This is a genomic window from Colwellia sp. MB3u-8, assembly GCF_014076985.1.
Classification (GTDB): Bacteria; Pseudomonadota; Gammaproteobacteria; order Enterobacterales; family Alteromonadaceae; genus Cognaticolwellia.
The window spans coordinates 11,736-25,441 of record NZ_JACGVA010000071.1 but is presented as its reverse complement, the minus strand read 5'-3'; the positions used below and the strand labels follow the sequence as shown (position 1 = coordinate 25,441).

The following is a 13,706-nucleotide window of genomic DNA, read 5'->3' as shown; positions in this document are numbered from 1 at the left end:
ATTAACCACGCTAGCATGTGCGCTGTTCGTCTATTGTTATCTTTACATGAGATCACGATATGATTTTCCCTTCTTTACGTAGTTCTCTAACCACACCTTGTGTTAAATCTTGCTGATTAATAGCCTCTCGCCCCATTCTTAACGCATAAATAGCCGCATACCGAATTACATTAATGATGGCCCCACCCGACATTTCATATTTTTCTGCAAGATCTTTTATATTAATGTCTTTGGCTAATTTGCATTCACTGCCGAGTATGTTTTTCCACAATTGTTCTCGTTGTTCTACGTCGGGCATTGGAAAATAAATAATAGATTGAAACCGTCGAACAAAGGCTTCATCCATATTAGCTTTTAGGTTAGTTGCTAAAATAATAATGCCGGGAAAGTCTTCCGTGCGTTGCAATAAATAAGCAATTTCTTGATTTGAATGACGATCATTAGAAGACGATGTATTTGAACGCTTGCCGAATAACGCATCAGCTTCGTCAAAAAACAAGATCCAATTTTTGTTTTCTGCTTGATCGAAAATATTGGCTAAATTCTTTTCTGTTTCGCCAATATATTTGGAAACAATAGCAGACAGATCGACTCTATAAACATCCATATTGGCTTTTTTACCAATAAGGGTTGCTGTTAATGATTTACCTGTACCCGGCGGGCCATAAAGCAAGGCTCGATAACCTGGTTTTATATTTTTAGCTAATCCCCAAGTGTGCATAATGGTGTCTTTTACATCAATCCAACGGGTAATTTGCTCTACTTCGTTGTGAACAGTTGGACATAAAATTAATTCTTCCCAATCGAGCTGTGAGTAAATACGTTTTGCCGGAAATGACATACTAAAGTCAGGTTTATGAACAATGCCGGTGGTAAATAAGTTTAAATATTCTGTCGTAATTCGCAGCGCACCAGACAAAAATGGTTCGTCTTTGTGCTCATTATCAACTTTTAATACCTTATTTTTTATTAAGTCACTTTCGTCATCAAATAATTGCAACACTTGGAAACGCGAGTAAATATTATTGCCAGATAAAACAAAAACTAATGTTTCAACCGTAGGTAAAAAACCACTGTGAGACTTTCCTTTCCAGCCACCAAATTCGGTATAATTTCGGTCTAAGTTGGCATTTTTGATAAAAAATGTATCAAGCAGTTCAGGTTTTATATGCGGCATTAATGCCATTAAAATGGTTATTCTTTCAGCTATACCAAAATTATTCTTTGAAATAAATTGTGAGTAAGCAGAATTGTCGCTTGCGATATCTGGTGGCGTAATCGTGCCAATATTAAACGCTTGGTCTAGTTCAAAATAATGATGGATACGTTGCTCTAGCACTTTTTGAAACCAAGTTATTTCAGACGCCATAGTATGCGAATTTAGCGATTGTTGATCGTCATCATGATTCAATATTATTTGTTGGGCTTGGATCATATTTATCCCCGCCACTTTACTTGGATCATTTCATTCATCCATGAATATTTAATGGTTGAAAAACTCCAAGGTAATTGGTCTAACAGCATATCGAAAGGTTTAGACATAACCTCTAAACGCCAATTATCATCATTTTTGTATAATGCGCCGTCACGCTGTATAAAAGCCTGTCTTATGCCATCTACCGATGTATTACCAATAGCTTTCCAATGTTCAATTACACCACTTAATAAACTATTTATTAGGTCCTTTTGCTCTTTGGTGATTGTGTAGTCTGTCGAAACAGGCTGATCTAACCTCACACCACACATTAATTTATTTAGGCTTAAGTCTGGTTCGTTATAATCATTATTGAATGACACCAGATATTGCAAAACATTTACGGCTTGCATGCGATGCATTTCGTCAATAAATTCACCATTTTTTGTTAATGAAAATAATTCAAACAATTTGGGAATGTACGGACTTAACAAGACTAAACCGGCGTTTTTCACAAAGGCCATTGAAGGGTTTTCAATAATGTTTTCTTGCTCTATTTCTTCTTTTATTAGCGATTTATCTGTTGATGGGGCGTTTACGTTTGTATCCTGTTTATTAGCCATGTTTACACTGGGCGTTGTAACTTTTTCAACATCTGTCGACAAAATTTTGATAAGTTGTTCAATAATATGGTCACTACTTACCGGTAGTAATAAAGGCTTAATAAAAGCAATACTGCTAATAGTGAATTCGATATTGTTGGTTAATTTTTGATAGTGAACCGGATTATATTTTTTAAGGCCGCTAATATACTGCTCAGTAAACCATAAATCGTTATAGACAAGTTCTTGTGTTAAAAAGTAACTAAATAATGTCTGCCACTGAAATAACTGAAGTTGTTTTGCAGATACATTATATTCTGCATAATGAAACACTAGGCTGAAAAATCTACAGTGTTCTATTGCTTGCACTAACCCTTTGGGATTAAAAAGGCTTAATATTGCTATCAACTGGCTAGGTGCCAATGTAGAGGTTAAAAAAGTGAATACTGACTTTTCAGTCAACACTGATATTAACGCGTGTTTGCTTTGTGGTGTTTTAAGTAATTTGCAAATTTCTGCGACAATGCTTGAAAAACTTTGTGATTTTATGGCGTTAAATAAGTGTTTAACACTATCCGATTCATCTATTGATTTTTGGCCTATTGGCAATGCTTTCGCATAATATTGCTGACTATTTCCGTGCGGGATAAAATCTTGCTCTGTGTATTCAATCGTAGAGACATCATCAGTGGCCGCGATATTGTCAATTTGTTCAAAGTTGACAAACTTATCTTTTACTAATCGCATTAAACATTGCCAAGCACAATATTTTGCGTTGTTTTTTGCTGAAACTAACGATGTTAACCGAGCCATATCATAATCTATTGATTCTTTTTCGCGCCCCAATAAATACAGGTAATTTTCTATTAAATTAAGTAAGTAATCGGTAGATAGCTTGCTGTATATGAATTGGCTATTTCTAGGATAAATTATACCTACATAAAGAATAAAACCGTTTAATTTACTTTGTTGCGAATAGTTAATTATTTCGTTAATCAATGCTTGATCAAAAGTCGTATTTAACATGCGTTGAGATAACTGTTCAAAATAGGATGTTTGCGAAATAAGCTCTGTTACTTCTGCTAAATTTGGAATGGTCTCTAACGCTGACTTTGTGTTTTTTTCAATGTCGAGTTGATTAATATAATTCAGAATATTTCTATTTATTTCAGATTTATTCGGCTTGTTTTTATTAGCCTGTGTTAACGATAAAACTATCGATTGAGCTAAAGGGCTTAGCTCAATATTTTTATGAATCATGTTTTTATTTAACGTTATGCCATTGTAATACAGTAATGTAATAACGTAGTTAATTGACTGCTCTCTATTGAAGTTTACGTGTTTTTCATGATAAAAATAAAAAAATAAACTGGTCCATATTTCAAGTTGAATATCGTTTAATTTAAGTTTCTTGGAAATATTTTTATCGAGTAAAACTTCGTTAAATACGGCGTTGATAAACAGATCAAACTTCTTGTTATAAAGAATTGAACAAAACTTTATTAAACCTTGATGAGATAAATTGTGGCAGAACACTTCACGATTATTTCTAGTAAAAGCATATTCTTGTATAAATTGTCTAACAAGCGCTAAATCTGCTGAGACTATTTTCATCACCACGTCAAAGCTTATATTGGCACTAGGCACTGTAAACAAATTAACCAGTATGTTTACAAAGTAATTATGTTCAGTTTCGCTTTGCTTTTTCTCAAATAAATTTATTGTGCGACTTTCTCTATGGTCATTAGTGTGTGCTTTATTCATTTCTTTAAGCACTCGCTCAAGCTTAGAATATGTTTTTTGGTTAATTCGATCTTTATATTGCGCGAACCTATTCGATAACACATTGCTAATAAACGCTTGATCTTTAGAAGATGATTTAGACAAAATGTTTAACCAAGCTTGCATGGCTATTGTTTCGTCATAGTAATTATACGGCTTAAATAGTTGCTGAAATATATGAAACCATTTTTGTTGATGAATTGATGAAGCGGTAAATATCTCGCTTTCAGATAAGAAATAAATCCATTCAAAATCTTGATATAATTGAGTGAAAACCTTCCCTTGCTTTATTGAAGCGATTTCGATTAGTAATGATTCATCAAGCTTGGCAATAAAATAATAAAAATCATGCTTATTTTTTATTAAGTTTTCAATAAGGTTGGCCAACACGTAAGGACAATGTATTAACGCTGATTTGAGCACAGTGTGTAAATTTACTTTGGGGTAAAAAGTGACATTCGAAAGTTGGACGTTAGCCTTAGATAATAACGTCAACCAATACTCAGTTTGCTTCTTCGATAATATTTGAGCCTTGTTGTTATCAGCAACTTGGTTAGATTGCATTGAATTAACTAACTCAACCTCATCGACAGTCTCTGTGGAATCAAACCTGTCATCTTTTCTGCCTACTGTTTCTTTATTTATTAGAGTATCTAAATCTATAACGTCCTCATTAACTAAGCTTTTTAATAGATTGATATAAAAAGATGATTTATTAAGTGCTTTATTGGCTGATATTTCTATTGATTGTAAGAACGATTTTTTATTATCTACGCTAACGTTATTTCTTATGATTAAGCCTTGTGATATTAAAAACTTGAAGACACTAACATCAATGTGCGGGTTAAAAGATAAATTTTTATTTAGGCTTTTTTGTAGCTCATTAAACAATTTAAAGAGTAATACTGGAGAACGTTTAATCAACAACGTGATGCTGTTAATTATTTTTTTATTATTCACCGCATTACTACCGCAAAGGTCGACCAAGATACTTTCAAAACTAACTTGATGATCAATTATTTCACCAGACAATGTCATTGAATTAATTTTTTGGTCTGCACCTGCTTCTGACACTAATTCATTAATAATTAGCCGTAGTGGCATATTGTCTGAAACACCAAGAAATAGCCTTTGGTAAAAGTACAGCAGGTCAATGTAGTCAAAAGAGTTATCGTAACTAAACGAATGAAATATATAAGATAAGTATGACTTTTTATTATAAAAACTGCCTCGTTCTACAAACAAATATGACAAGGTTACCTGCCAAAAAAATTCACTTAACAAACGATAATCTGGCGTCTCTATATCAGATGAATTGCCATTATTCGCGGTATCATTAATAGTTTTATGTTGTGTTGTCAGTATAAAAACTGAATAGACTGATGAATGATACTCTTGCCCGATATTCTCTATCATTCTAAATAATTGCGCATCATTCAGGGTTTCAGACAACAACTTAATTAGGTGATCTTTATTTGAATAATTAGCAATAAAACTGATGATGAATTGAGCATCATTAATGATTAATTTATCCCATAAATAACTAATTTCTTGCTTATTATTAGCTTTTATTGCTTTTGTAAATTGCGCCATATTTGTGTTTAAATGAATCGATATTTTGTTGTTATTTTCTACTTTTTTATCAAATACCAGCGCTAAGGATGAAGCAAGTATTGGATCTAAAATTTCGTCTAAATTAATCAATTTTTTAAAATCATTAAAAACGTGATTTTTTTCTAATGTCATTGATAATTGACTAATATTTTTATGAGTGGCACTGCCAATAAGCAAAGTATAAAGGCATTTTTCATCGGCTTTTGACGCTTGGTTTTCCTTTAAAAAAAATTCCACTTTGTCTAATAAAAATGTAAATAAAACTGGATTATTAATTTCACTACAATTAACCATAGTTTTACAATATAACAACAGTTCTTTGTTACTCACTAAATTAATTAATCTGAATAATATATTTGTTTGAACATTTGTAGCACTTCGAATGATAAACTGACTAACAGCATTTGGGTTTTTAGCCAACAAATCAATAAATAGCAGATAAACATCTTTGAATTGATTCGATAGTTGTTCATTCTTAAAATAGCCAGAAGACAATATCCAACAGATAACTTCCATCGAATCATGTTCAGAAAAATTATTGACTGTTTTATTTATAAGCTCTGAAAAATCAACTTGTTTGGTATTTAGTTGTGCATTATTAACTTTGGCAATAAATTGTTCGAGTTCACAAACTAACTTAAAAACAAATTCACTTTCAAAGTTATCTACATTGACCTCTCCAACATTTAATTCTAAATAATCAATAACGATGTTGTTTGATGTATTAATCTTATTTAAATGTAGATCAAGCACTGGCAATAATTTCTTATAGCAGAAGTTGCTAAAATTATGTTCGCATTCGTTTGCTGTTTTTTGCGAGCTATAACGAACATCAAAAACTGCTTGCTCAATAATACACTTAACATAAGTCATTATTTGCCCTCTGTTTTCTTTGCTGTTGTTTCACTAAAAAATCAGTTAATTCTTTGCTACATTTTTCAATATTGTCATTGTTTTTATCATGACAATTATCTTGTTGGTTACTCGGTGTTTTAATAACACCCAACCATTTTTTATATTTAACTTCAAAATGATACATGGCTTTTAGATCAAGCCATAAAAATGTTGGATAAATATGCGCAGGACAATTGATAGCAATAGTTTCTTCTGCTAAATATTGAAACTTTTCATCAGACATCCTTGCTGTCCAATTAGGCAAAACCACTGTAATTCGGTATTTAAAAAAATCCTTCGACATGGATGTTAAATAGTCTTGGTCGTTAATATGTTGACCAAGTAAATTATGCTCAACAATATGCATTCCTTCTGATTGTTGACTTGCTCTTTTGAAGTAAAACGATAATGTACTTGCCGCTTCAGATGCCGTAAGTTCATCTTCAAAGTTGTCAATTGAAAAGTAACAATTTTCGGTTTCATTAAAATAAACTAAACAAATTGGCTTATCTTTATTTGCATTGTCAGTTGCATTGTCGGTTGCATCTTCTGAATTACACACGCTGCCAATTTTTAAATTATTAATGTTAGTAATAGACTTTAAGAAATGTTGGCTGACACCTTGTTGTTTAGATATAAATTTTGTCTTGAAATATTTTCTTAAGTCTTCAATCTCGACATTTTTAACTTCCTGACAATAAACCGGTTTAAAATTTTGATTTATATAATCATTATCAAAACTAAATTCAGAAAAAGATTCTTGAAAATGTTCTGCTTTATTGGCACCAAAATTTATGTGAATAGAATTTCTAAAGATCCCGAAACTTAACGATCTAATTTCTAGTTTATTAAAATCTAATAAAATACTCGTTTTTAATTGCAACCCGCTAATATTGTCAGCATTCCACATAGCGGCTGATAAGTTGCTGGCTTTAAGTCGGTTCTTTGTGACTGCAACAATATGCTCGAGCAAACGAATTTTATTCAATAAAATTCGTTTTTCTAATTTTTTTGCCGAATAATAATAGTTAAACTGTATTAGTGAATGTTGACTAAACTTTTCGCCATAAAGTGCTAATAAATAATCTAAGACTTTATTGGCTTTTCGGTTATAACTGTCAAAGTCTTGATCTTGTTTAATCAAGTTTTGTAGATATTCGTCTGTTAATACAGACTCTACCTCGGGCACTATTTGATTGTTAAGCGCCTGAGACGGTTTTGATCTTAACCTTGATAGTAATGGTGAAAATAATTGTTTTATTTCGTCTATATTACTAATCTTTTTTAAAATAATTTGTTCAAAAATAGACAAATAGGCTTTCAATTGAAAGGCTTGTGACTGCCTTTCTAATGTTTCTGACTTTGGCACCCCGCGAAAACTAATACCATAATTAGCAGGAAACTGATTTTGTATCGATGAATAGGTATTAACCGAACGATTTTGTGGATTAGGCTGTTGATAATAATGCTCTGGCTGTACTTTAGTAGATCTCTTTGCCAAAGATTCGGTGATAATTTCTTCAAATTTCAAATCAAAATTTTCAAACAACACCTCAATTTCTCTAGCATTAGTTGATAATTTAACCCTTATTTCATCTTGTGATTGAGGTATATTTATTTTTATATTTTCTTTAAAACAATCAATACTGAGTTCATCAACTATTTCACCTTGTTCGTTTTCAAAATGCAGAGATTTAACGGTATCAACCATGGGGATATTTTGAATAATTGAAAAAAACGAAGAAATTGAAACTCGAGATATGGTGTCAAATTTATATTCTTTTTTTGTATGTAATGACTGCGGACCACTAAAAATTTGTTCCAACGAGGTATTATCAGGATTGGTTGATATCAAGGTTTCTTTATACCTGAGTTTTTTTAAACAGTTTATATAAATTTGCGCTAAAATTTCTTCACAAAAATGAACGCCAGCAATTTCAACTTCAGCAACTAATGTGTATGTTCTCGCGTTGGTAAAAAATATTTCATTAACATTTTCACCTAAACTTCTATTGTCTGAATAACATTCATATACTGCTTTTTTTATTGCTTCGCGCGATTTTTTTTTGTTGATTTCATGAGTAAATGAATTATCACTTATATATAAATCTATCAAACCAGAACAATGAGATTCATTTTGATAGTGAATATAGACACTATCAATTGATGGTATTTTATCTAATAAAACATATTTAAAATCATTAAACGTTGTTGGATGACAAGAGAATATTACTTCTGGTGGGATAAGTGATGATTTTTCCAAATCAAAGTTATTACTCTCTTCGACTAAAAAATCAATAACGGGATAATCAACACGGTAGGCAATGTCTGTTAATACATAACAAAGCTGTTCAAGTATTGTTACTCCTGGATCATGGGTATTATAATCAGTCCAGATATGGCCTGATAAATCCTGAGAGATTTTAATACCTTCTTTGTATAAGGCATCAAAACTACATGGGTCGGTTGCAGTTTTCCTTTTAATGAAAATAGGTTCAGCACTCATAATAATAGTCCTTATTCACCCTGTTCTGCTTTCTTTTCTGTAAAAGGCTCTAAGCAATCATCCATAAAATGATCATGCCATAATTCGGTAATGTGATACCTCACCCTCACTTTTAACTCATCATCCCCTTTGTGTTTTTGATAAATTTTGGAATAATTGCAATATGTGCCTAATTGCAGGTAAAACTTGCCATCTTTTTTCTTATACCAACGTATTTTTATACGATGTGAAAAAGAAGAATAATAGGTATGTTGCTTTTTAATGTTTTTATTAAAAGAAAATAAGTTTTTTACCCAATGATTACTCGCATTAAAGGTGCTCAATGCAACCGCATGAACAAGTGCATACATTCCGGTAAACTTAAGTCCGACACCAGCAACTACTTCTATAGCATGACAACCGTCTAAGCCTTCGGTAATATCATAAAATTTAGAATCTGCATAAACTACTTTTTCTTCTTCGCCCATTCTACCTGTTGATTTTGCTATGCCATTTATGTCGAGTGCTTTTTCAGGTAATGGGTTGTTAATTCCTATGCAACCATCGGGGTTAAGTGATAATAAAGGCGTATTTTTATCTGCAGTTTTTTTCTTGTCTTTATCTTCATATTTAACTTCTGGTTTGTAAACAATATCTAAATTTTGAATCGCGGTTTCATTAAACTTAATTGACCATATTGGATTAAAAAAGTCATTACGTTGGTACAAACTCATCAAAGAATTTTTATTAGCTAGGGTAGAAAGCTGCATCCCATCTTCGGCCGTTTTACTAAAACCATCTTCGCGCATATTAAGTGTTGAATCGATTAGATCAGAAAAATGATCAGATGATGGTAATGCGCCTTTTTGAAAGAATCGTTTTAGTGTCCCTCTGTCTCTTTTAGCCATACTATGCTTACGCTCCCACTATAAAATTATTTCCAACTTCCATCTCGTCAATTCCTGTTATATTTGGTGCTATTATTTGGGGTGATTCAATGACTTCAATGACATGGTTTTTATCAGGAATGGGTAAACACCATGGATATAAAGACGTTAATACGCTTGAGTTATGTTCTTTAAGTTCCACAGTGTCGTTTAATTCATACTGTTGCTCTGTTATTTCATTGATATGTAAAATAGAAAAATTGGTGATCGATTGTACTGTGGGTAATTCTCTTATATATGAGATCATTTCCCCACAAGTTAATTGCCAACCAAATAGCATTTTCTTGCCGGTTAATTTGTATGGGCTAAAGTATTCACAAATTTGTCTGTTTAATGCGATACAACTATTACCCGCTGTAACTTTATTTTTAAACGTTACTGCACAACGAATTTGTATTCGCTCGTATCGTGGATTTCTCACTTCTATATTAATAAATGGTGGTGATACTTTTTTTATCGCTCTATATATTTTTCTTAATATTGTGGTATCGACATTAATATTGTCTGCGAAGTTTTGATTCACTTTTAACGTTGGAATAACAATTATCAGCACATTGCCTGGTTGAGGTTCAACCGAATTTGAATTCATATGGCAAAAACATTTAACTAAGAACAAATCAGGGAAGTTATCTAGAATAAAATGTTCATAATCCCAAGCAGTCACCAACCTATTTTTATGACGCAGTTTTTCACTAGTAGCCATAATTAACTGACGTTTCCCCGCCATGGTATGATTTTGATTTTGCTGTAGAACGGCTTGAATATTTTTAACACCTGAGATTGGTTTCTCAGCAATCCAATTTTTTATTTTTGCTTCATCCGCGCTTTTAGATTGCCTTTGAACTTCTATGCAATTACATACCACGTTGGCAATTGAAGAAAAGTGCTCAATTGAGGCATTAACTGATACTCGTAGCCAATATAAATTATTAGGTGCTATTGAATGGTCGATAACCATATTTTTAGGCAGCTCAATGGTAACCACCCCCGCAACGGTTAAACCCTCTGTACTGTCGACTAATATTTTAGCTACAGGTAATATATTCCAACCATTTTTTGTATATATTGACCAAGTAATAGTAGGAGAAGAACCTTTTACCGCTAGCGTACTGTCATCTTCAAGTTTAAAATATAACGATAAAACCGAAGGTAAATTACTTGCTTTAAAACCAATAAACAAATAACCATATTGAGAAAAATCAGGGAGTAACGTAGGTAGAAACCCTTTACTAATGGATTGTGCTAAAACATTTGCTTTGCCATTACAATGATAAAACTGACACTTATCTTTATGCCTTAAATCAAAATCTATCGTTTCTGTTGATGTGTAATTAATAGAAATTGATTCTATAGCCGGTGTAAATGGCGGTTTAGGTAATGCTTTTTGCACCTTCAGTTTGCTGTTTATGGTAATAGCCGTTGCTAAGATTTGATTATAAGCACCATGTCCAAATGCTATTTCAGGCTCTGACAATAGCACTTTATAAAATCCATTTCTAATATGCTGATAGCCGTTAAATTCCTCTTCACTGATACTTTCTTTTATTGGAGTGACGAGTTCATCAGAATAGAACGTCCACATATCAGAGCGTAACAAAACATCGGTTTCGATTGAAAGTTCGAACATATTAATAGTGTCAATTGGTTTCCATTTACCATCTTTTAGCATTGACTTGGCTAATTTAAAATTATTGTTATCAATCGCTAAACCGTACTCCTTGTAATAACTATAAAAACCACCTAAATCTTTAGGTAAGCCTGCCCACTTCACGCTAACGGAATATTCTAAAACATTCTTTTTAGCCGGTTCATAGCTACCGACCATTAAATACGATTGATTTTTGGGTAATGGACCAAAAACAGTGAAAGGCTTTGTAGTATCGACTTGTCCATGTTCATTGTAAGCAACGAGCGATGTTAGCCCCTTAACCGCTGTTTCAATCTTTATTTTTGTAATATGGAAATCTTCAAATAAAGAATAGGCATAGAAATTTGCACTATTATTTAGTGATACTTTTAACAAGGGTAATTGAGTGCTAAAAATATCACCATGAATTTCAGGTTGATAAGATAAGACTGATTCTTCACCTGAAGAAATACTCAATTCGATAGTAAAATGACACTTGTTTTCTGAGAAATTTTCTATAGATATTTGATAATTATCAATCTCAGACCAACCGGTTTCAGTCGTTATTTTTAATTTAAATGAGTTATCAAGCAGTTGAAAATGTTGATATTCATTTTCATCACTAATGAAACTATAAATATCATTTAACGGCACAGATTTAAAAAGAGGTAAATCGGATTTTTGATCATGAATGCGTTTAATCTCGCATAAATCAAGGTTTGTTAACCATTTTTTAAACGACAGTAAATGGCGATTAAATATTTTTCCTACCGCAAAAAAATAATCATTTTGTGTTTGCGAAAGTTTAAGTAAGTTTAATAAAAAGAGTTTAACAATATTTTTTCTTTGAGTTTCAATGACACAATTAAAAAATTCATCAATAGCATATTTTCCCATCTGACACAGCATTTTTTCAATTGATAAATCAGGTTGATATTTGAATGATTTACAAAGTGAGTTAAAACATTGGTGTAAACACACTTTATTTTCGTTAGAACGTTTTTCACTGGTATATTTAGCAATATTCACAGCATTAATATTTAACCAATTAGCAATCTCCATCTGGCTATTGAACTTTTCTTTTAATGAAAAATTCAATCTGATTTTTCTTTCCCCTTCTTCTAGATAAAAAGAAGGGGAGGCAATAGCAAAACCAATACCGGCATCAACATCTTTAGCTTGGAATGAAGCCCCTTTTTTATGACCGAATAACGGCCATGTAATTTTAGGCGGCTCTTTTACTTCATTTAAAGCAATCTGCAATTCATTTAATTTAATTCTGGTGACATAGTTAAAAAAATATTCTGGCGAAATATAGCGATCTCTTTCTAAATATATTGTGAATAAACTTTTCACCTCAGCATGACTAATAACATAATCACTAATAGACTGATAAGGTTCGTTTATTAGTGTGTCTGAGTTAAATTTCCTATCCTTTTCAATAACGATTTCTGTATATTGCTTTTGAGGTTCTATTAATAAAATTTCACGATCTTTATATTCTTTTTCATTCATTACTTTTAGTAGCTCAAAGTAATAGTAATCTCGGTGGTTAGCACTGAATTGATTGATTTTATTTTGAACCCGCTGATACAATTTTAAAAACGTTATAAAAAGACCAATTGATGGTTCGTGATCTTTAGATGATAGCGACTCAACTAAATAACCTGAACAAAGTGATTTTAAATAAGAAAATCGACTTAATATTGAAAAATAAATATTATCTATTTGAAGCGTTAATTCTGCTGATGAAGGTGATTTATTTATTTTTGATAACACAAAAGGCTCATCCGTTTCCTTGGTTAATTGCCAAACTGCAGAAAATTGTTCTAAAGGTTTATCTATAGTAATTGTAATGGCGGAGTCGTTTTGATTAACAATAAAACCAAGTGTATGAAGCTCTTTTGCTACTTTATTTTGAATGATAGATTCTATTGCTTGGGTTAATGCCACACCCATTGTATTCTCTTTGTTTTGCAATCGTTTTAACCATTGTTCAAGTTTTAATGCCAAATCATAAGAATACTGGGCTTTATAAGATAACGAAAAATCATTTTTTTGATTGATACTTGACTCAACTTGTAAAGAGCAATAACTGATAATTTCAGAAATTGTGACAACTTCGTTGCTGTGAAATAAAGTAGACCAGTCACCAATATGTTGTAATTTAAGATTATAAAATTTAAATAGTTTTGAAAGCTCGGCACTATATGCAAGCAATTCTTCAAAAGAAGAATCGTCCACCAATGCATAATCGTCCTCTAACGCTTTGGGATAACGAGCGTTTTGCGAACTGATATTGCTTATGTTATATAATCTTTGATTTTTGCTCATAAGTCTC

5 protein-coding genes are annotated in these 13,706 nt (G+C 31.9%); all 5 read right to left on the bottom strand.

The features are described from left to right. Positions 1 to 52: 52 nt before the first annotated feature. The 5 genes from H4J54_RS15885 to H4J54_RS15865 are packed head-to-tail and all read right to left on the bottom strand — an operon-like array spanning position 53 to position 13,699. Positions 53 to 1,435 (bottom strand): ATP-binding protein, encoded by a 1,383-nt coding sequence (locus tag H4J54_RS15885; RefSeq protein WP_182191981.1) that lies wholly within the window; start codon positions 1,433 to 1,435, stop codon positions 53 to 55. A 2-nt stretch (positions 1,436 to 1,437) separates the two neighbouring features. Further along, positions 1,438 to 6,285, bottom strand: a complete 4,848-nt coding sequence (locus H4J54_RS15880) for a contractile injection system tape measure protein (protein WP_182191980.1) — start codon at positions 6,283 to 6,285, stop codon at positions 1,438 to 1,440. Beyond that, positions 6,272 to 8,812 (bottom strand): hypothetical protein, encoded by a 2,541-nt coding sequence (locus H4J54_RS15875; RefSeq protein ID WP_182191979.1) that lies wholly within the window; start codon positions 8,810 to 8,812, stop codon positions 6,272 to 6,274. Before H4J54_RS15875 ends, H4J54_RS15880 begins: the two co-directional genes overlap by 14 nt. Before the next feature lie 11 nt (positions 8,813 to 8,823). Next, positions 8,824 to 9,699 (bottom strand): hypothetical protein, encoded by an 876-nt coding sequence (locus H4J54_RS15870; RefSeq protein ID WP_182191978.1) that lies wholly within the window; start codon positions 9,697 to 9,699, stop codon positions 8,824 to 8,826. Between the two features lie 7 nt (positions 9,700 to 9,706). Continuing rightward, positions 9,707 to 13,699, bottom strand: coding sequence for a hypothetical protein (locus tag H4J54_RS15865; protein ID WP_182191977.1), 3,993 nt, complete (start codon positions 13,697 to 13,699; stop codon positions 9,707 to 9,709). Between the last annotated feature and the right edge of the window lie 7 nt (positions 13,700 to 13,706).